Origin of the sequence: Parafrigoribacterium humi (assembly GCF_040227205.1) — a bacterium.
In the GTDB taxonomy this organism is placed as follows: Bacteria; Actinomycetota; Actinomycetes; order Actinomycetales; family Microbacteriaceae; genus Parafrigoribacterium_A; species Parafrigoribacterium_A humi.
This window is the reverse complement of record NZ_JBELOA010000004.1, coordinates 219,548-239,167: the sequence shown is the minus strand read 5'-3', so window position 1 is coordinate 239,167 and position 19,620 is coordinate 219,548. Positions and strand designations below refer to the sequence as shown.

General features: G+C 64.5%; 21 protein-coding genes and 3 tRNA genes. 11 read left to right on the top strand and 13 right to left on the bottom strand.

All coding sequences use genetic code 11. The features are described from left to right. Positions 1–185: 185 nt before the first annotated feature. Positions 186–272: transfer RNA gene (locus ABUA28_RS09480), tRNA-Leu, on the bottom strand. 256 nt (positions 273–528) lie between these two features. On the opposite strand from ABUA28_RS09480, the gene ABUA28_RS09475 reads away from it, so the two are divergent. From ABUA28_RS09475 to pknB, 7 genes are all read left to right on the top strand, one after another. Further along, positions 529–1,260 (top strand): DUF3662 and FHA domain-containing protein, encoded by a 732-nt coding sequence (locus ABUA28_RS09475; protein ID WP_349903810.1) that lies wholly within the window; start codon positions 529–531, stop codon positions 1,258–1,260. Then, positions 1,257–1,808 carry an FHA domain-containing protein FhaB/FipA gene (locus tag ABUA28_RS09470; RefSeq protein ID WP_349903808.1) on the top strand — a complete coding sequence of 184 codons (552 nt, stop codon included), beginning with the start codon at positions 1,257–1,259 and terminating at the stop codon, positions 1,806–1,808. The genes ABUA28_RS09475 and ABUA28_RS09470 overlap by 4 nt, the downstream gene beginning before the upstream one ends. A 4-nt stretch (positions 1,809–1,812) precedes the next feature. Then, complete coding sequence (locus ABUA28_RS09465) at positions 1,813–3,057, top strand: PP2C family protein-serine/threonine phosphatase (RefSeq protein WP_349903806.1); 1,245 nt, start codon at positions 1,813–1,815, stop codon at positions 3,055–3,057. Continuing rightward, a complete protein-coding gene (locus ABUA28_RS09460; protein ID WP_349903805.1) occupies positions 3,041–4,468 on the top strand; it encodes an FtsW/RodA/SpoVE family cell cycle protein in 1,428 nt (475 codons plus the stop codon). The genes ABUA28_RS09465 and ABUA28_RS09460 overlap by 17 nt, the downstream gene beginning before the upstream one ends. Next, entirely contained in the window at positions 4,468–5,907 is a 1,440-nt protein-coding gene (locus ABUA28_RS09455) for a peptidoglycan D,D-transpeptidase FtsI family protein (RefSeq protein WP_349903803.1), read from the top strand. The genes ABUA28_RS09460 and ABUA28_RS09455 overlap by 1 nt, the downstream gene beginning before the upstream one ends. Then, the gene (locus ABUA28_RS09450; protein ID WP_349903801.1) at positions 5,904–7,586 is read left to right on the top strand and encodes a protein kinase domain-containing protein; all 1,683 of its coding nucleotides are present in this window, start codon (positions 5,904–5,906) and stop codon (positions 7,584–7,586) included. The genes ABUA28_RS09455 and ABUA28_RS09450 overlap by 4 nt, the downstream gene beginning before the upstream one ends. 66 nt (positions 7,587–7,652) lie before the next feature. Further along, a complete protein-coding gene (gene pknB, locus ABUA28_RS09445; RefSeq protein WP_349903799.1) occupies positions 7,653–9,356 on the top strand; it encodes a Stk1 family PASTA domain-containing Ser/Thr kinase in 1,704 nt (567 codons plus the stop codon). A 15-nt stretch (positions 9,357–9,371) separates the two neighbouring features. Here pknB and ABUA28_RS09440 read toward each other — a convergent pair whose 3' ends face one another. The 3 genes from ABUA28_RS09440 to ABUA28_RS09430 are packed head-to-tail and all read right to left on the bottom strand — an operon-like array spanning position 9,372 to position 10,956. Further along, positions 9,372–10,025 (bottom strand): aminodeoxychorismate/anthranilate synthase component II, encoded by a 654-nt coding sequence (locus ABUA28_RS09440; protein WP_349903798.1) that lies wholly within the window; start codon positions 10,023–10,025, stop codon positions 9,372–9,374. Further along, positions 10,022–10,180 carry a hypothetical protein gene (locus tag ABUA28_RS09435; RefSeq protein ID WP_349903797.1) on the bottom strand — a complete coding sequence of 53 codons (159 nt, stop codon included), beginning with the start codon at positions 10,178–10,180 and terminating at the stop codon, positions 10,022–10,024. The genes ABUA28_RS09440 and ABUA28_RS09435 overlap by 4 nt, the downstream gene beginning before the upstream one ends. A gap of 2 nt (positions 10,181–10,182) precedes the next feature. Next, positions 10,183–10,956 (bottom strand): class E sortase, encoded by a 774-nt coding sequence (locus ABUA28_RS09430; RefSeq protein WP_349903796.1) that lies wholly within the window; start codon positions 10,954–10,956, stop codon positions 10,183–10,185. A gap of 90 nt (positions 10,957–11,046) precedes the next feature. On the opposite strand from ABUA28_RS09430, the gene ABUA28_RS09425 reads away from it, so the two are divergent. Then, a complete protein-coding gene (locus ABUA28_RS09425; RefSeq protein WP_349903794.1) occupies positions 11,047–11,295 on the top strand; it encodes a cell division protein CrgA in 249 nt (82 codons plus the stop codon). A 99-nt stretch (positions 11,296–11,394) separates the two neighbouring features. Here the strand turns inward: ABUA28_RS09425 and ABUA28_RS09420 are convergent, their stop codons facing one another. After that, a complete protein-coding gene (locus ABUA28_RS09420) occupies positions 11,395–12,096 on the bottom strand; it encodes a rhomboid family intramembrane serine protease (protein ID WP_349903792.1) in 702 nt (233 codons plus the stop codon). Between the two features lie 174 nt (positions 12,097–12,270). Then, complete coding sequence (locus ABUA28_RS09415) at positions 12,271–12,810, bottom strand: peptidylprolyl isomerase (RefSeq protein WP_349903790.1); 540 nt, start codon at positions 12,808–12,810, stop codon at positions 12,271–12,273. Positions 12,811–12,948: 138 nt separating this feature from the next. Here ABUA28_RS09415 and ABUA28_RS09410 point away from each other — a divergent pair, with 138 nt between their 5' ends. After that, positions 12,949–13,506: a hypothetical protein gene (locus ABUA28_RS09410; protein WP_349903789.1), complete on the top strand. Its 558-nt coding sequence runs from the start codon at positions 12,949–12,951 to the stop codon at positions 13,504–13,506. 10 nt (positions 13,507–13,516) lie between these two features. Here the strand turns inward: ABUA28_RS09410 and ABUA28_RS09405 are convergent, their stop codons facing one another. Beyond that, entirely contained in the window at positions 13,517–14,194 is a 678-nt protein-coding gene (locus tag ABUA28_RS09405) for a class I SAM-dependent methyltransferase (RefSeq protein ID WP_349903787.1), read from the bottom strand. Positions 14,195–14,273: 79 nt separating this feature from the next. On the opposite strand from ABUA28_RS09405, the gene ABUA28_RS09400 reads away from it, so the two are divergent. Continuing rightward, positions 14,274–14,858 (top strand): helix-turn-helix domain-containing protein, encoded by a 585-nt coding sequence (locus ABUA28_RS09400; RefSeq protein ID WP_349903785.1) that lies wholly within the window; start codon positions 14,274–14,276, stop codon positions 14,856–14,858. On the opposite strand, the gene ABUA28_RS09395 is transcribed toward ABUA28_RS09400, so the two are convergent. Both ABUA28_RS09395 and ABUA28_RS09390 read right to left on the bottom strand, forming a co-directional pair. Then, the gene (locus ABUA28_RS09395; protein ID WP_349903783.1) at positions 14,855–15,265 is read right to left on the bottom strand and encodes a VOC family protein; all 411 of its coding nucleotides are present in this window, start codon (positions 15,263–15,265) and stop codon (positions 14,855–14,857) included. The two genes, ABUA28_RS09400 and ABUA28_RS09395, sit on opposite strands and share 4 nt — an antisense overlap. Positions 15,266–15,275: 10 nt before the next feature. Further along, complete coding sequence (locus tag ABUA28_RS09390; protein ID WP_349903781.1) at positions 15,276–15,719, bottom strand: helix-turn-helix transcriptional regulator; 444 nt, start codon at positions 15,717–15,719, stop codon at positions 15,276–15,278. A 116-nt stretch (positions 15,720–15,835) separates the two neighbouring features. On the opposite strand from ABUA28_RS09390, the gene ABUA28_RS09385 reads away from it, so the two are divergent. Further along, the gene (locus tag ABUA28_RS09385) at positions 15,836–16,300 is read left to right on the top strand and encodes a DUF1801 domain-containing protein (RefSeq protein WP_349903780.1); all 465 of its coding nucleotides are present in this window, start codon (positions 15,836–15,838) and stop codon (positions 16,298–16,300) included. A 54-nt stretch (positions 16,301–16,354) separates the two neighbouring features. Here the strand turns inward: ABUA28_RS09385 and ABUA28_RS09380 are convergent. The 4 genes from ABUA28_RS09380 to gyrA all read right to left on the bottom strand — a co-directional run bounded on the left by ABUA28_RS09380 (position 16,355) and on the right by gyrA (position 19,617). Next, positions 16,355–16,427, bottom strand: a tRNA-Ala gene (locus ABUA28_RS09380). A gap of 73 nt (positions 16,428–16,500) precedes the next feature. After that, positions 16,501–16,574 (bottom strand) — tRNA-Ile (locus ABUA28_RS09375). Positions 16,575–16,622: 48 nt separating this feature from the next. After that, entirely contained in the window at positions 16,623–17,030 is a 408-nt protein-coding gene (locus tag ABUA28_RS09370; RefSeq protein WP_349903779.1) for a DUF3566 domain-containing protein, read from the bottom strand. Further along, positions 17,023–19,617 carry a DNA gyrase subunit A gene (gene gyrA / locus ABUA28_RS09365; protein ID WP_349903778.1) on the bottom strand — a complete coding sequence of 865 codons (2,595 nt, stop codon included), beginning with the start codon at positions 19,615–19,617 and terminating at the stop codon, positions 17,023–17,025. Before gyrA ends, ABUA28_RS09370 begins: the two co-directional genes overlap by 8 nt. Positions 19,618–19,620 lie beyond the last annotated feature (3 nt).

Genomic DNA, 19,620 nt, shown 5'->3' with positions numbered 1-19,620 from the left:
ACACCGGCCTCAACGCCGAGGAAGGACTCTGGCACCGATCAGGCTGGGCAGGACGCGGATGACACACCCGACCCATCCACACGTTCTTGCCTATAAGCCTCATCCCTTTCGTCCGTTCCTGTTTACAGGAAAAGCCCCGGACCTCCCGATCCAGGGCTTTCGGTGTTCTCATTCACGAGAACCTGTGGTGCGCGAGGGGGGACTTGAACCCCCATGCCCTCACGGGCACACGGACCTGAACCGTGCGCGTCTGCCAATTTCGCCACTCGCGCAGACTTAGCGACATTACCACAATGAGCGGCCTCCGGATGGCTTCCGCGAGTTGCCCACTTCCGCCCGGATTTCGGCGAAAACGGGCGAATTCTGGGGCGGAAGTGGGCAACTCGTGGCCGCGCGGAACGTGCGCGGGTCACGGGCCCGCGTCATCCGCTGGAGTGATGTCTGGCCGACAACCGGCACTTTCCGTGCCGCCCACAGGCACTCCCACTAACATCTACATAGTCATAGGCAAGGTGGGGCAGGAGTTTCGTGGGCATTCTGGACAGCTTCGAGAGAGGTCTTGAGCGAGCCGTCAACGGCGCCTTCGCCAAGACCTTCAAGTCGGGGCTGCAACCCGTCGAGATCACGGCCGCACTGCGCAGGGAACTCGACACCAAGGCCGTCGTGGTCGCACGCGACCGCATCCTCGTCCCCAACAAGTTCACCGTGTCGCTCGCCCCAGCAGACTTCGAGCGGATGTCCGGCCTCGGCGACGCGCTCATCGACGAGCTGACGCAGCTGGTCCAGCAGCACGCGGCGGCGCAGCACTATCAGTTCGCCGGCGGCATCTCGATCGCGTTCACAAGCAACCCCTCGCTCGCGCAGGGGATGATCGAGCTCGACTCCGTGAACGTCAAGGGCAACGTGGCGTGGACGCCGGTGCTCGACATCGCGGGCAAGCGCTATCCGATCACGAAGTCGCGCACGATCATTGGGCGCGGCGGCGATGCAGACATCACGGTCGATGACACCGGAATCTCCCGCAAGCATGTCGAGGTGCTCTGGGACGGCAAGCGCGCACAGGTCAACGACCTCGGCTCCACCAACGGTTCGCAGCTCAATGGCGTGCCGGTCACCAAAGCACCACTCCAGCCCGATTCCGTCATTTCGATCGGAAGAACCCGTATCGTTTTCCGGGTGCTCGCCCAATCCGCCGACGTCGACCAGTTCGCCGACCTCCGCACCGGGCGCCGAGGCTCCCGCGATGGAGACCATCGGTGAGCGAACTGACGCTGCTGGTTCTGAGGTTCGGGTTTCTCCTGCTCCTCTGGGCCTTCGTGTTCGTCGTCGTCTACGCCCTGCGCACCGACCTCTTCGGACAGCGCGTGAAACGGATGCCCACCGAGCCCCCCGCACCCACCCTGTTCCCGAGCCCCCCGGTCCCGCTGACGTCCGCGCCCGCGACGGCTCCGACATCCCGGCCCTCCGCCGCCAACGCCAACCCGTTCCGCGGCCTTGTCGCCGGTGAGAAGAGCACGGAAGCGTCCCGTCTCGTCATCACCTCGGGCAGCAAAGAGGGCCTCGAAATGCCGCTTGGCCGCGAGCCTCTGACCATCGGCCGCTCCAGCGAAAGCGGCCTCGTCATCCGCGATGACTACACCTCGACGCACCACGCCAGGCTCATGCTCTGGGACGATGGATGGGTCATCCAAGACCTAGACTCGACTAACGGCACGTTCCTCGACGGTGCTCGTGTGACGGTGCCGACTCCGGTGCCCCTGAACACTCCGGTCAGAATTGGTACGACCAGTTTCGAACTTCGGCGGTAGGTGAATGGCCACTACGGGCAAGAGCACTGCCGTCACCCACGTCGGGAAGATTCGCGCGAACAACCAGGACAGCGGGTACGCAGGCTCCCAACTCTTCCTCGTCGCTGACGGGATGGGCGGCCACGCGGGAGGCGATGTCGCCTCCGCGATCGCCCTGAACCGCATCATCGAAACCGACCGCGAGTACGCCTCGGCCCACGACGCGGAGTTCGCGCTCCAGTCGTCGCTCATGGCCGCGAATTCGCTGCTCGCGGAGACCGTGTTCGAGCATCCGGAGCTCACCGGGATGGGCACGACCGTCAGCGCCCTGCTGCGGGTCGGCCACCAGCTGGCCTTCGCCCACATCGGCGACTCGCGCGTCTACCGTTTCCGCGATGGCGTGCTCACGCAGATCAGCGCGGACCACACCTTCGTGCAGCGCCTCGTCGACAGCGGGCGGATCACTCCGGAGGAGGCGGCCGTGCATCCGCGGCGCTCCGTGCTCATGCGGGTGCTTGGGGATGTCGACGCGTCTCCCGAGATCGACACCGCGATCCTCGACACCCAGCCCGGTGACCGCTGGCTGCTGTGCTCCGACGGGCTCAGCAGCTACGTCCCGGACGACAAGATCGAGTCGGTGCTCGAGAGCGAGCAGTCGCCGAAGGCCGCTGCGGACAGGCTCATCAAGGAGAGCCTCGACCAGGGCGCCCCAGACAACGTCACCATCGTCATCGTCGACATCGACGAGACCGCCGACTCCTCGAGCACTCCCCCCGTCATCGTCGGCTCCGCCAGCCTTCCGCTGTCGTTCGAAGGCGATTCTGGACGTCGTTCGCTTCGACTGCCGACGCTGTTGCTGCATCCGCTCAAGTCCACCCAGCACGAAGACAGTCACTTCGAGCCGGAGTCCGACGAGTTTCTCGACGAGCTCATCCTGGAAGATCGCCGTCGCGCGAGAAACCGCCGCATCGCCTGGCTTGTGGGCACCGCGCTCGTCATCATCATCCTCATCGCCGCCGTGCTCATCGGATACCGGTGGACGCAGTCCCGCTATTACGTCGGCCCGAACGGGCAGACCGTCGCGATCTACCGGGGAATCCAGCAGAACGTCGGTCCGATCTCCCTGCACAGCATCTACCAGGAGACGAGCGTGAAGCTCTCCGACCTTCCCGCGTACACTCGCGAGAGCGTTCAGGACACCATCAACGCAGACGACCTCAAGGATGCCGAAAGCATCATCAAGCGGCTGAGCGATGTCGGATCCCACTAACGCTCGTACCGCTCCCGTGTCGCTGGCGCCGATCGACGCCGGTCAGCGTTCCGGCTTCACCAGCACGATTCGGCTGAGGCTGCGAGTCCCGGCACGACAGCGCAATCTCGAGCTCCTGCTGCTCAGCATCGTCTCGATCATCAACTGCGCAGCGATCGCTCTCGTGCAACTCGGCGCCCTGCACAAACTCGATGGCAGCATCATTGCGCTCGGTGTCGCGCTCGCCGCGCTCGGCCTCGTGGTGCACATCACGCTGCGCGTCGCCGCGTCGCAGGCCGACCCGTTCATCCTGCCGATCAGCGCCCTGCTCAACGGTCTCGGTATCGCGGAGATCTATCGCATCGATCTCGCCAAGCACCTGTCCGGGTGGGATTCTGCGGGCGTGCGCCAGGTCGTGTGGACCGCGATGGCCATGGTCATCGCCCTCGTCGTGCTGCTCGTCATCCGCAACCATCGGGTTCTGCAGCGCTACCGCTACATCGCCATGTTTACCGGAATCGTGCTGCTACTGCTGCCGATGCTTCCCGCGATCGGGTCGACGAAGTTCGGCGCTCGGCTGTGGATCGAGCTCGGCCCGTTCTCGTTCCAACCGGGTGAGCTCGCCAAGATCGCCCTCGCGATCTTCTTCGCCGGCTATCTCGTCACCAGTCGCGACAGCCTGTCGATGGTGGGCAAGAAGTTCCTCGGGATGCGGTTTCCGCGAGCTCGGGACCTCGGGCCGATCCTCGTGATCTGGGCCGCCGCGATGGTCGTGCTCATCTTCCAGCGCGACCTCGGAACCTCACTTTTGTACTTCGGCCTGTTCCTCGTGATGCTCTATGTCGCAACCGGGCGAGCGAGCTGGGTCGTGCTCGGGCTCGTCCTGTTCGTGGGAGGTGCGCTGCTCGCCAGCCGAATCCTCAGCTACGTCGCTGGCCGATTCGACTCCTGGCTCGACGCCTTCAACCAGAAGATCTACGACGCACCGGGCGGCAGCTACCAGCTCGTGCAGGGGCTGTTCGGACTTGCGCACGGCGGTCTCATCGGCACGGGTCTCGGAGAGGGCCGGCCGTCGATCGTTCCGCTGGCAGAGAGCGACTACATCGTCGCGAGCCTCGGGGAGGAACTCGGCCTCGCCGGCCTGTTCGCAATCCTCGCGCTCTATCTCCTGTTCGTCTCTCGCGGCTTTCGTATCGGCTTCGCCGGAGCGGATGACTTCGGCCGCCTCCTCGGTGTCGGTCTCTCCTTCGTCGTGGCGCTCCAGGTCTTCATCGTCATCGGTGGCATCACCCGCGTCATCCCGCTGACGGGTCTCACCACACCCTTCCTCGCCGCAGGTGGGTCCTCGCTCGTGGCGAACTGGATCATCGCCGCGCTCCTGCTTCGGCTTTCGGACTCCGTGCGCAACCAGCCACGATTGGTGGTGGAGTGATGAATCGCGAATTGAAGCGGGTCAGCATCGCCGTGGTGCTCATGTTCGTGATGCTGTTGTGCTCCACGACCGTCATCTCGGTGTTCCAGGTGGACACCCTGCGCAACGATCCGCGCAACGTGCGCACGGTCTATGACAGCTACTCCGCCGAGCGCGGACCGATCCTCGTCAAGGGCCAGCCCATCGCGGAGTCGAAGCCGACGAAGGACAAATACAACTTCCAACGGGTGTACTCGAACCCGGAGCTCTACTCCGCGGTCACGGGATATTTCACGCTCAACCAGGGCAACACCGGCATCGAAGGCGCACTCAACGACTACCTGAGCGGCACGGACAACGACCAGTTCCTCGACAAGATGAATGCCATCCTCACGGGAAAGAACCCGCAGGGTGCCGCGGTTGAGACCACCCTCGATCCCGCAGTGCAGAAGGTTGCGTGGGACGCCCTCGGGTCGAACACGGGTGCCGTCGTCGCACTCAATCCCCAGACCGGCGCAATCCTCGCGATGGTGTCGAAGCCAGGCTACGACCCGAACCTGCTCGCGGCGCACGACTCGAACACGGTCATCTCCAACTACAACAAGCTGCTGCACGATCCGACCAATCCACTCATCAACCGCGCCATCAGTGGAGACCTGTATCACCCCGGTTCCGTGTTCAAGCTCGTCGTCGCCTCTGCCGCCCTCGACAGCGGCCAGTACACGCCTGACAGCGAGTTCCCGAACCCGCGAAGCCTCAAGCTCCCCGGCAGCACAACCTCGATCTCCAATGCCGGGGGAAGCGACTGCGGCGGAACCCCGATGGTGACGATCGCCACCGCACTGAGGTTGAGCTGCAACATCCCCTTCGCACAACTCGGCGGGGCGTTGGGCTCCGCCGAGATCTCGAAGTATGCGAAGGCCTACGGCTTCGGGAAGAAGCTCTCGGTGCCGATGCGCGTCACCCCGAGCACGTTCCCTGAGAACACCGACAAGGCAAAGACCATGCTCTCCGCCTTCGGTCAGGATGAGGATCGCGTCACCCCGCTCCAGGTCGCAATGGTCACCGCCGCGATCGCCAACGGAGGCACGCTCATGAAGCCCACCCTCATCAACGAGATCACCGCGCCGAACCTCACCGTGGTGCAGCCGTTCCAGAAAACGGTGCTCGGCCAGCCGATCACGGCCCAGACAAGTGCGACACTCACTCAGCTCATGGTGGCGAACGTCAGCAACGGTGCCGCCAATAATGCAAGAATAAACGGAGTCGATGTGGCCGGTAAGACCGGAACAGCACAGAACGGTGAGGGGCGGAAGTACACCCTCTGGTTCACCGGATTTGCCCCCGCAATCGATCCACAGGTCGCCGTGGCGGTCGTCGTCGAGAACGGAACGAGTTTCGGCAACGCGGTTGCGGCGCCGATCGCGAGACAAGTCATAGAGGCGGTGCTGAATAAATGAGACCCACGAGTGGCCTCACTTTCGGTGGTCGATACCAGCTCTCCAGTCGCATCGCCATCGGCGGCATGGGCGAGGTGTGGCAGGCGACAGACCTCGTGATCGGTCGAACCGTCGCGATCAAGATCCTGAAAGACGAATATCTCGGCGACCCCGGGTTCCTCGAGCGCTTCCGCGCCGAGGCCAGGCACGCCGCCCTGGTGAACCACGAGGGAATCGCCAATGTCTTCGACTATGGCGAAGAAGACGGCAGCGCGTACCTCGTCATGGAGCTCGTCCCCGGGGAGGCGCTCTCCACCATCCTCGAGCGCGAACGCGTGCTCTCCACCGACCGCGTACTCGACATCGTCGCGCAGACGGCGGCCGCCCTGCACGCCGCGCATTCCGCCGGCCTCGTGCACCGCGACATCAAGCCGGGCAACCTGCTGATCACTCCGGATGGCCGCGTCAAGATCACCGACTTCGGCATCGCCAGGATCGCCGACCAGGTTCCCCTCACCGCCACCGGACAGGTCATGGGCACGGTGCAGTACCTCTCACCTGAACAGGCGAGCGGGCGCCCGGCGTCACCCACGACAGACATCTACTCTCTCGGTATCGTCGCGTACGAAGCTCTCGCCGGGCGCCGTCCGTTCACGGGCGAGTCGCAGGTGGCCATCGCGATGGCGCAGATCAACGAGAAGGCACCCGACCTTCCCGTCACGGTCTCCGAGCCGGTGCGCAACCTCGTCTACTCCTGCATCGCGAAGAATCCGGCGGATCGTCCGGCATCCGCGGCTCACCTCGCACGTGCCGCCCAGGCGCTGCGGCGAGGAGATGTCGGCGGCGCCGTCGCGGCCGTACCCGGCGTCGCAGGACTCGGCGTCGGCACCGCGGCAACCGCTGTCTACGGAGCAACCCCCGGATACGGCGCGACCCAGGCCACGACCGTGCTTCCGTCGATGGACGCCGCACAGGATGCCACACCGAAGGAGACCAAGGGACGCAATCCGTGGACTTGGCCGCTCATCGCGCTGATCGGTATCCTCGTCGTCGTGCTCATTGGCACCCTGATCGCACTGCTCGCGTCTCCTGGCCCGACGAAGCCGTCGAAGAGTCCGACGATCACCCACTCGACGTCTCCGACGCCGTCGGCAACGCCGACAAACAGTCGCATCCAGATCCTCAAAGACGACTTCGTCGGTAAAACCGAAAGCGAGGCGCGCAACGCGCTCGATACGCTCGGGCTGTCCGCGGTCGTGAACACGGGCAAGGCAGCGGAAAGCACCGACCAGGTCGGCATCGTCTACGACGTGAACCCCACGGGATGGGTCAATCCCGGTTCAACGATCACGGTAACCCTCTACGGAGACGTGCCCGCACCCTCCCAGCCCGCTGAGGCTCCAACGGCTAGCCCGGACGGGCCGTACGCTCCAGGCCAGAAAGTCACCGTTACCTGGCCCGCTTATGTCTGCCAGTACGGCACAAAGCTTGACTCGTACACGGTCGCGCTGCCCTCGGGTTCCACGGCGACCTTCACCCCTGACAATCCGGTCAGCGGGACGAGCATCACGGTCACCCTGCCGACCACAGTGACCGGCAGCACGACCACGGTGCAGTATCTGGCGCAGTGTTCCGGCGTGAAGTCTCCGGCGTCACCCGCACTCACCCTCACCGTGCCGGGCGCAACGACTGCCCCCTGAAAAAGTCGCCTGATTCACGCATTACACTGGGCAGGGTAGTCCACTGACGCCACCGGGAGATAGCACGTGACTGAAGGTACCCGCCTGCTCGCCGGCAGATATCAGGTCGGCGACCTCATCGGGCGCGGTGGCATGTCGGATGTGCATCTCGGCACCGATTCTCGTCTCGGTCGACGCGTGGCGATCAAGCTGCTCAAGCCCGCCCTCGCGACGGACCCGAAGTTCCGTGTGCTGTTCCGTGAAGAGGCACAGAAGGCCGCCCGAATGGCGCATCCCACGATCGTGCGGGTCTTTGACGCGGGCGAGGAGACGGTTCGCGAGCCCAATGGCGTCGAGAGCCAGGTTCCGTACATCGTCATGGAGTACGTCGACGGTCGGCTGCTGCGCGATATCATCGCCGACGGTCCGCTCGAGCCGCGCGAGGCCGTGCGCATCGTCTCAGGCATCCTGACCGCACTTGAATACAGCCATCGCGCGCTGCTCGTGCACCGCGACATCAAGCCGGGCAACGTCATGGTCACGCAGACCGGCCAGGTCAAGGTCATGGACTTCGGTATCGCTCGCGCCGTCTCCGACAACTCTGCAACGGTCGCAGACACGAGCGCCGTGCTCGGCACAGCACAGTACTTCTCCCCGGAGCAGGCGCGCGGTGAGACCGTGGATGCCCGCACAGACCTCTACTCCACCGGGGTCGTGCTCTTCGAACTGCTCACGGGCAGGCCACCGTTCCGCGGCGACCGCGCCGCAGCCGTCGCGTACCAGCACATCAGCGAGGCACCCGTCGCGCCGAGCACACTGAACCCTCACGTCTCGCCGGCACTCGACGCCGTCGTGCTCCACGCCCTGGCGAAAGACAAGTTCGAGCGCTTCCAGACCGCAGCGGAATTCCGCGAAGACCTGGAGACCGCTGCCGCGGGCGAGGTTCCCGTGCGCCGCACACCCGTCAACGACTTCAACGCGACCCTCTTCGGCGTGAACCCGAGCGCAACGGCTGGGTCGGAGGCCGCGCTCCGCCAACTGGCAGCGCGCGATGACGATCGTGCGCTGCGCACCCAGACGCGCCCGCCGGTCGCCTGGATCTGGGCCGGTATCGCGATGGTCCTGGTGATCCTCGTGGCCGTCGTGTTCTGGGTGGTCAACCTGCCCAACGGCAGCGACTTCAGCAGCGGACTCTCGGTCAAGGTACCCGGGATCGTCGGTGAGACCTACGACGCGGGTGCAAAGGAACTCACCGCACTCAAGCTCGTGCCACAGAGAGTGCAGGAGCGGAGTTCGACCGTTCCGGCCGGTGCGATCATTCGCACCTCGCCGGACGAAGGCACCAAGGTCGGTGTGGGCCAGTCCATCCAGGTCTACGTCTCGCTCGGAAAGAGCCAGGTCAGCGTGCCACCGATGACGAACCTCACGGAGGACGCGGCGAAGGCGGCACTCAAGGACCGGGGTCTGACCGAAGGCTCCGTCACAAAGGAACACTCACCGAGCATCCCCGCCGGAGTCGTCATCCGCAGCAGCCCGGAAAGCAACACCTCGGTCGACGAGGGCCAGACCGTTGACCTTGTGGTCTCCGATGGTCTCGTCAGCGTTCCGCCCGTCACAGGCATGGCGATCACGGATGCGAACAAGGCGCTTACAGCGCTGCAACTCGGAGTGTCCAACCAGCCGGATTCGAGCTGCAGCGGACTCAAAGTCACCGCGCAGTCGCTGCCGCCGGGAGACCAGCCTCAGCGTTCCGCCGTCACGCTCACCTATTGCAGCGGCACCAGCAACTAGTCCGCGCGCGCCAGCTCAGGAGTTCTCCGGGTTCGTCGTCGCAACGAGCGGACTCAGGCCGCGGGCAGTTTCACGCGCGCTCGGAAGACCGACAACGGCGAGCCAGTTGGCGAGCATCTGGTAGCCGCCCTCCGTCAGCACGGATTCCGGGTGGAACTGCACGCCGTAGATCGGCGCGCTCTTGTGCCGAAGCCCCATGATCACGCCGCCCTGCGTGCGTGAGGTGACAACGAGCGATGACGGCACGGTCGAGTCGACCACCGCGAGGGAGTGGTATCTCGTCGCGGTGAAGGGTTGCGGCACCCCCGCGTAGAAATCGCTCTCGTCGTGCGTGACGAGCGAGGTCTTTCCGTGCATGAGCTCGGCCGCGTGAGTGACGGTTGCCCCCATGGCCTCCGCGATCGCCTGGTGACCGAGGCACACCCCGAGCAGCGGAGACCCCGCGGCAAGAGCGGCGTGCACGAGCGGGATGGAGACGCCGGCTGCCGCGGGCGTACCCGGCCCCGGCGACAGCAGCACGCCGTCGTAGTCTGCGGTGCGGGCGGCAGCGTCGGATTCATCGAAGTCATCGTTTCGCACCACGGTGGTTTCCGCCCCGAGCTGGAGCAGGTAGCCGTTGAGGGTATAAACAAAGCTGTCGTAATTGTCGACGACGAGTACGCGGGTCATGTACCCACCGTAACGTCGCTGACGTTCACCCAGCTGTTCAGCCAGGGGAAGACGAACACCACGAGCAGGAACACCACGGCCGCGGCCAGCACGATGAGCTGCACGATTCGCAGCCATACCGGCCCGGGAAGGATGCGCCACAAGGCACCGTACATAGCTATCCCTTCGCTGCCACGGTCGCCGCGATCTCCGCGGGTGGGCCAGCGGATGCTGGCTGCCACGAGTCGAACACCGCGTAGCCGATGATCCGTTCTGAGGAGGAGAACATCGGATTGCAGCTGGTCATGGTCATGATCCGGTCGGTCGGAGCGACTCCGGGGCTCTGCGGAACCGGGTCGATGACACCGATGCCGGTCGGCCGCACATACTCGAGCCCGCGGAAGTCGTAGGTGTAGTAGCCGTCCGCGGTCTGGATGTAGATCTTGTCACCCACTCGCAGCGTCGCGATCTCGTGGAACGGGGCACCGTGCGTCGTACGATGCGCGGCGACGGCGAAGTTGCCAACCGCTCCCGGCATCTGTGTGTTCGGATAATGACCGATGATCCCCTTGTCCAGCACGTCGCCGGTGCCGACTCCCTCGGCAATCGTGCGGGCGTAATCCGCACCGAATCGTGGCACGTACAGCACCGCGAACTTTGCCGCGTTCTTCTGCACGGCAGGAACAATCGGAGTGCCATAGTCCGGCGCGGTCGCGGTGGTATGCGTGTCGACGTGGGCGTGGGTGGGCGACACGGTTTCCGTCCAGCTCTTGGCCAGTTGGGTCGCGGCCTTGTCCTGTTGGCCGCCCACCACGATGTCGTTCAGCCAGAGCTGCCAGCCGAGGAACAGGAAGATGAGCACTGCGGCCGTGATGAGGAGTTCGCCGATGAAACCCACGATGCTGAAGCGTCCGTTCCGGTGCCGACGATCCGGCGTAGGTGTGGCGCTCATGGACTAGATTCTAGGCGATGCCACCCGGTCGATCCCCGAGATCACGGGCTACCCGGTTGGCCGTCATGCCTTTCAGGCTAGAATCTGGGCATGGCCAGATCGACTACGCGTACGAAGCCCGAACGACCGCAGGGCACCCGCTCGGGTGACGACGCCCCGAACCCGATCTGGTTCAAGCCGATCATGTTCGGCCTCATGATCATCGGCCTCGCCTGGATCATCGTCTTCTACGTCAGCGGCGAGATGAAGCTGCCGGTCCCCGATCTCGACAACTGGAACATCCTGGTGGGATTCGGCATCCTCTTTGTAGGGTTCCTGATGACCACGCGTTGGCGCTGATCATGACCCCCGTTTCAGGGGGTACAAAACTGTCCTCCACAATGCGGTCAATTACACAGGTGTAATTATCCCCAGTGTGGAAAGGCCTGTGGATAACTGCTAGGAGAGTCGCCCGGGCATCAATTGGACACCCACCAGGGTGAGTCCGATGAGCACCGCTGCAACGGCCACAAGCAGCAGGATCTGAGTCGTTCGCTGGTCCCGTCTGCGGGTGCGCATCAGAACGAGCGCCACGACGCCGCCGACGACGAGGCCCCCGACATGGGCCTGCCAGGCGATATGCAATCCGGGGATGAATCCGATCACGAGGTTGAGCGCGATGAGCAGCAGAAGCGAGTTGCCGTTGCCACCGAGGCCGCGCTGGATCACGAAGAACGCGGTGAACAAGCCAAAGAGAGCGCCGGATGCGCCGAGTACGGGGATGGTCGGGTCGATCAGCATCACGGCGAGCGAACCGCCGAATCCACTCAGGAAGTAGAGCGCGAGGAAGCGCGCGCGCCCGAGCATCCTCTCGAGGATTGGCCCGAACACGTAGAGCGAGAACATGTTCAGAGCAATGTGCAGGAATGAGGCGTGCAGGAACAGCGCCGTGAGCATCCGCCACGGTTCGCTCGGAACCCACGGCGAGAAGTCGATGAGGTACACCGTCGCGTAGCCGTTGTTGGGGCCGCCGGTCAGGTACTGCGCGATGAACACGACGATGCACAGCGCGATGAGCGAATACGTCGCGACCGGCGCGCCGCTGCCGAGCGCGATGCGAGCGGAGGTGACGATCGCGGGCTTGCGCCTGGGCGCGCTCATCCGCGCCTCCCTCGTGCACTCCGGACAATGCACGCCGACGGCGGCCTGCGTCTGGCACTCGGTGCAGATGGTGCGCCCGCATCTCTGGCAGAGGATGAAACTCTGGCGGTCGGGATGCCGGTAACAGAAGTTGGCCGGATTGGGCTCGGCTTCGCTCACTGTTGCGCCATGTGGCTAGACCGCGTCGATGGTGACGCTCTGGATGACGACATCCTCGAGCGGGCGATCGCGGCCATCCTTCTTCACGGCCTCGATCTTCTTGACGACGGCCTTGGACTCCTCGTCTTCGACCTTGCCGAAGATCGTGTGCTTGCCCTGGAGCCAGGTGGTCGGAACGGTCGTGATGAAGAACTGCGAGCCGTTGGTGCCGCGGCCCATCTGGATGCCGGCGTTGGCCATCGCGAGAACGTAAGGCTCGGTGAAGTTGAGCTCGGGGTGGATCTCGTCGTCGAACTGGTATCCGGGTCCACCGGTTCCCTGTCCGAGCGGGTCGCCGCCCTGGATCATGAAGTCGTCGATGATGCGGTGGAAGATGACGCCGTCGTAGAGCTTCTCCTTGGAGACCTTGCCCGTTGCGGGGTGGGTCCATTCGATCTCGCCGGTGGCGAGTCCGACGAAGTTGGCGACGGTCTTCGGCGCGTGATTGCCGAGGAGGTTGACCCTGATGTCGCCGAGGGTGGTGTGAAGGGTGGCTACGTGAGTGTGCACAGGCATTGGACTATTCTTCCACAGCATCCGGGGCAATTCTGGATCCTGCTGGATACCTGCTGTGTGCTGGCTGACAATGAGTTGGTCGACCCGGTCCCCCATGGGAGGATTGAGGCCCATGTTCGATCGCTCAGGGAGGTCTCTGTGGGACTGTCACGAAAGCGCCAGAAGCAGCTCAAGCGGCTGCGCGGCTCTGCCGGTGAGGTGTGGGACGACCAGAAGGAAGTCCTGGATCGCGCATCGCAGGTCGTGCGAGAGGCGAGTCGGCAGCTGGCCGGTCTCGGACGTGAGGAGGTGGCGCCCCGGGTTCGGGATGCCGTTGACAACCACATTCGTCCGGGTGTCGCCTCCGGAATCGCAGCCACCCGCAGTGCCGCAGGCACGACGCGCGAAAAGTTTGTCGACGAGGTTCTCCCCACCGTCACCTCTGCGCTGAGCTCTGCCCTCGCCGTCATCGAGGCGACGAAGAACCCGCAGGTGCGCGCCGCTCTCGCTCGCGCGGGCAGGGCGGGAGCCAAGGTCGGTTCCAAAGTCGTGCCCGCTGCGGCGGCCAAGTCCTGGGGTCCCGGTCGCTACATCCTGATCGGCGTCGGCGTGGTCGCCGCAGCCGGGCTCGCCTACGCGGCCTGGCAGACGCTCCGCGCGGATGACGAGCTCTGGGTGAGCGACGAGGCAGACGACGCGGACGCCGTTACCGACTGATCGGGTTCTTTTACGCGCGTTGCAGCCGGATGACGTTGTCCACGTGAGTGCTGGGAGTTCCGTCGTGCGTCGCTCGCGTCACGGTCACGTTGCCGATGTGAACGATCTGCCAGCCGTCGAGGTCGAGTTTTGCGAGCACCTCGTCGATCGTGGGCAGAACGTGGATCGAGTGCGCCTGCTCCGCGTGATGCTGCTGACCATGAGTGTGCCCGGTGTCTGACGAGGGCCACTCGCGCGTGCCCTGGTGCCCGATGATGATGAGCGTTCCGTCGGGGGCGACTGCGCCGGCCGCGCTCTGCAGGATCCGTTCGCGATTCAGCGCGATCGGAGAGTGCAGGTAGGCGACGTTCACGAGGTCCCAACTCCCCTCGGGAAAGTCGGTCTCGAGGTCATGCTGCTGCCACCGGATATCGGCCCCGGCTCCTGCCGCCTCGGCCGCGGTTGCCGCGGTCTTCAGTGCCGCGGACGAGATGTCGACACCGGTGACCCGCCATCCCGCGTTCGCGAGCCAGATTGCGTCGCCGCCGGTGCCGCAGGCGAGGTCGAGTGCTGTGCCCGGGACAAGCGGGCGCTCGCGAAGCTCGGTCACGAGCGCTGCATTGGGATTGCCGGTCCACGGCCCGCTTTCGCCGTAGAACTCTTCCCAGAACTCGGCCGAGCCGAACGCACCAACGTTGCCTCCTGTCACGGTGACCACCTCCGTCTACAGTGTGCAACCTCCGCAGCTTCACAGCAAGTAACTTTGCCGATGTGGCAAACTGGATGCCATGGATGAGATCGAGCAGTCCCTCCAGAAGATCGGGCCGCACCTTCGCGCACTGCGCCTCGAACGCGAGACGACCCTTTCTGCGCTGTCCGCGCAGACCGGCATCTCTTTGAGCACTCTCTCGCGGCTCGAGTCCGGCGAGCGCCGGGCCACCCTCGAGCTCCTGCTTCCGCTCGCGCGAGCGTACGGCGTCACGCTCGACGAGCTCGTGGATGCCCCCGCGACGGGCGATCCGCGCATCCACCTTCGTCCGGTGAAGGAGCATGGGATGACGCTGCTGCCGCTCACCAAACGCGCCGGCGGCATCCAGGCCTTCAAGATCGTGCTGGATGGCGAGCGCAGAAATCCCGAGCCGAAGGTGCACGAGGGCTACGAGTGGATCTACATCCTGAGCGGCCGACTTCGTGTCGTGCTCGGCGAGCGCGATCTCGTGCTGGTGCCCGGGGAGGCGGCCGAGTTCGACACCCGCGTGCCGCACTGGTTCGGATCAGCCGGCCCGGAGCCGGTCGAGTTCCTCAGCCTGTTCGGCAAACAGGGCGAACGCGCCCACCTGCGCGCCCGTCCCAAGGATAAGCGCGGCGACTAGCCGAGCTGGTTGATGCGGATCAGGTTACCCGCAGGGTCGCGGACGGCGCAGTCTCGCACCCCGTAGTCCTGGTCGGTCGGCTCCTGTACGATATCTGCCCCGGCCGCTTCGAGTCGTTCGAACAGCGCGTCGAGGTCGTCGGAGGCGAGGGTGAGTGTTCCGTACACACCCTTGGCGATCAGGTCGAGGATGGTCTCCTTCTCCTCGGCCGTGATGCCCGGGTCGACGGCCGGGGGGTGCAACACGATGGAGGTGCCTGGCTGGCCGACCGGTCCTACCGTCAGCCAGCGCAGGTTCTTGTAGCCGACATCCTGTCTGAGCTCGAAACCGAGCATGTCGCGGTAGAAACCGAGCGCAGCGTCGGCGTCGGTGTGCGGAAGAAACGCGTTGCGGATGGTGATGTTCATGCAGAACAGGCTAGGCGGGTGTCCGCGGTCGCGCTTCTTGATTCCTGACCGGTCTCGTCACCTGTTTCGCCAGGCACGCCGGGATGCCGGCCGTCGAGCGGGACGGGTCGGCCCGATAGGAGCGCGGTGAGACCCCGACGAGCTCGGAGAAGCGAGTGCTGAACGTTCCGAGCGAGGAGAACCCCACGGCGAAGCAGATCTCGGTGACCGAGAGATCGCCACGACGCAGCAGTGTCATCGCTCGCTCGATGCGCCGAGTCATCAGGTAGGAGTACGGCGATTCTCCATAGATTCGACGGAACTCACGGCTCAGATGCCCGGCGGACATGTGGGCATCCCTGGCCAATTCCTCCACGTTCAGCGGCAGCGCGTGCTCCCGATCGATCCGGTCGCGCACGCGACGGATCGCCGTGATGGCGTCCCGAACGTGCTCCCGTGCCTCTTCCGCGCCCATGACTCCATTTTCACAGGAACGCCATAACACAGAGGTCAGGATTCGAGAAGTACCGGATCACAACGAAACGTAGTGTGGGCAGTGCACTGCCGATTAGCTGACCAGGAGGAAGATCAATGACCGCGACAGCCAAGAGGGATAGTTTCTCCGCCGAAGAACGCGCCGCGATGAAGGAGCGCTCCGCTGAGCTGAAGTCTGAGGCGAAGCGCGCGGGAGACGCGCAGAGGGCCGCCGCCGATGAGGCGGACGTGCTGGCCAAGATCGCACAGATGCCGGATGCCGACCAGAAGATGGCCGAGCGCGTACACGCGATCGTCGCGGACGTCGCCCCGGAACTCGCCCCCAAGCTGTACTACGGGCAGCCGGGCTACGCCAGGGGAGGCAAGGTCGTGTGCTTCTTTCGAAGCGGGCAAATGGATAAGACGCGCTATTCGACCTTCGGGTTCAGCGTCCAAGCCGAACTCGACTCCCCTGACGGCTTCTGGCCGACATCGTACGCGCTGCAGGATCCGTCGGAGCAGGCCTGGGAGAACCTCGGCGAACTCATCAAGCGCGCTGCGCGCATCTCGAGCAGCGACTGAAACGAAGAAACCCTGCCCATCGATCATGGCGAGTTGCAACTTTGACACGGAATGTGGAGCCTAGGGGAATCGAACCCCTGACCTCCTGCTTGCAAAGCAGGCGCTCTACCAATTGAGCTAAGGCCCCTCGGAACTGCTCTTCTGTGTCGACGCCTGTGGCGCAGGTTCGCCGGGTGGGGACCGGCGGACAAAAAACACAGTGGGGATACCAGGACTTGAACCTGGGACCTCTTCGTTATCAGCGAAGCGCTCTAACCGCCTGAGCTATATCCCCGTGGGCAGATACGAGAGTATCGCACCCGCCGATTTTCACCCAATCGAATCAGTTGTTCGTGAATCCGACCAGAAGTCCGCCGGTGATGCGCACGCTGAAGTTGTACAACAGCGCGGTGATCGCGCCAAGCGCGGTGCCGATCACGAGGTTCAGGAGCGCGGCGATGATCGAGAAGAGCAGCACGGTTCCGAGCGAGACCGTGGCCGTCACGCTGAAGCTGTTGTCGTTGAGGATCTCCCGCAGCAGTCCGTCGATGCTTCCGAAGATTCCGGTGGTGTCGAGCACGATCCAGATGAGCACGGTTGCGACGACGAGAACGACACCGAGGGCGAGGGCGATCAGGAACGACAGCTTCACCGCCGACCAGAAGTCGACATATACGAGCTTGAGACGAACCTGCTTGGTCGCCGCAGCCTTCTGCGACTTCCTCTGAAGTTTCTCCGCGACACTACTCATCTATTGCCTCGTCCTTCCCGGCTTCGTGCTCCACGACCGGTGTCTCGTCGTCCTGGGCTTCTTGGTCCTGGTCATCCAGGTTGCGCTCGCTGTTCTTCGCGACCGCGATGATCCGGTCGTCGTCCGCGAACCTGGCGAACACGACACCCATGGTGTCGCGGCCCTTCGCCGGAACTTCGGCCACGCTGGAGCGTACCACCTTGCCGCTGGCAAGAACCACAAGAACCTCGTCGTCTTCCTCGACTATCAGCGCACCCGCGAGATCGCCCCGCGCCTCAGCCAACTTCGCCACCTTGATGCCGAGTCCGCCGCGATTCTGCGTGCGGTACTGGTCAACAGAGGTGCGCTTGGCATAACCGCCCTCGGTGACCACGAAGACGAAGCCCTCGTCGCTCACGACGGTTGCCGCGAGCAGGGTGTCATCCTCCCTGAAGTGCATGCCGATGACACCGGACGTCGCACGGCCCATCGGCCTCAGCGCCTCGTCGGATGCTGTGAAGCGAATCGACATACCCTTGCGCGAGACCAGCAGCATGTCCGAGTCGCTCTCGACCAGCTTCGCCGACACGAGCTCGTCATCCTCGCGCAGGTTGATCGCGATGATGCCACCGGAGCGGTTGGTGTCGTACTCGGACAGCAGGGTCTTCTTGATCAGACCGCCGCGGGTAGCGAGAACGAGGTAATTTGCTGCCTCGTAGTCGCGGATCGCGAGAATCTGCGCGATCTCTTCATCGGGCTGCAGCGCGAGCAGGTTGGCCACGTGCTGGCCCTTCGCATCGCGGCCCGCTTCCTGCAACTCGTAGGTCTTCGCGCGGTAGACGCGACCCTTGTTGGTGAAGAAGAGCAACCAGTGGTGGGTCGTGGTGACGAAGAAGTGCTCGACCACGTCATCCGCTCGCAACTGCGCGCCCTTGACTCCCTTGCCACCGCGGTGCTGGCTGCGGTAATTGTCGCTGCGGGTGCGCTTGACGTATCCGTCGCGCGTGACGGTGACCACCATCTCCTCTTCGGGGATGAGGTCTTCCATGTTCATGTCGCCGTCGAAACCGAACATGATCTCGGTGCGGCGATCGTCCCCGTAGCGCTCGATGAGTTCGGTGAGCTCCTCGCTCACGATGTCGCGCTGGCGCTGCGGATCGGCGAGGACCGCGTTGTACTCCGCGATCTGCGCCTCGATCTTCTCGTTCTCCTCGATGATCTTCTGGCGCTCGAGGGCGGCGAGCCGGCGCAGCTGCATGTCGAGAATCGCGCTGGCCTGCAGCTCGTCGATGGTGAGCAACTCCACGAGGCCTGCGCGGGCATCCTCCACTGTCGGCGAGCGACGGATGAGCGCGATCACCTCGTCGAGAGCATCGAGAGCCTTGAGGTAGCCGCGCAGGATGTGCGCGCGCTCCTCCGCCTTGCGCAATCTGAACTGGGTGCGCCGCACGATGACGTCGATCTGGTGTGCGGCCCAGGCGGTGATGAAGCCGTCGATCGACAGGGTGCGCGGCACGCCGTCGACGATGGCGAGCATGTTCGCACCGAAGTTCTCCTGCAGCTGGGTGTGCTTGTAGAGGTTGTTGAGCACGACCTTCGCGACGGCGTCGCGCTTGAGCACGATGACGAGGCGCTGGCCGGTGCGACCGGAGGTCTCGTCGCGGATGTCCGCGATGCCCGCGAGCCGGCCCTCCTTCACGAGTTCCGCGATCTTCAGTGCCAGGTTGTCTGGGTTCACCTGGTACGGAAGCTCGGTGACGACGAGACAGGTGCGACCCTGGATCTCCTCGACGTTGACCACCGCGCGCATCGTGATCGATCCGCGCCCGGTGCGGTACGCATCCTGGATTCCCTTGATTCCGAGAATCTGCGCACCGGTCGGGAAGTCCGGTCCCTTGATCCGCTGGATCAGGGCCTCGAGAAGTTCCTCCTGCGAGGCGTCAGGGTGGGCGAGGTGCCACAGCGCGGCATCGCCGACCTCACGCAGGTTGTGCGGTGGGATGTTCGTGGCCATGCCGACCGCGATACCGACAGACCCATTGACGAGCAGGTTGGGGAACCGGCTCGGCAGGACTCGGGGTTCCTGGGTACGACCGTCGTAGTTGGGAACGAAGTCGACGGTCTCTTCCTCGATGTCCCGCACCATCTCCATGGCAAGCGGAGCCATCTTGGTCTCGGTGTATCGGTGGGCGGCGGCGCCGTCATTGCCGGGGGAGCCGAAGTTTCCCTGGCCGAGGGCCAGCGGATACCGGAGGCTCCACGGCTGCACGAGCCTGACGAGTGCGTCGTAGACCGAGGAGTCACCGTGCGGGTGGAACTGCCCCATGACGTCGCCGATGACGCGGGTGCACTTGGAGAATCCCTTGTCCGGGCGGTAGCCACCGTCGTACATCGCGTAGATCACGCGGCGGTGCACGGGCTTCAGGCCGTCTTCCACGAGAGGAAGCGCGCGCCCGACGATGACACTCATCGCGTAGTCGAGGTACGAGCGCTGCATCTCGAGCTGCAGGTCGACCTGGTTCACCTTGTCGTGCGCCGTGTCCACCTCTTTGCCCGCGATCTGCTCGAGCGCGTCATCGTTCTCGCTGGTGTCTGTTTCGTCAGCCATTGA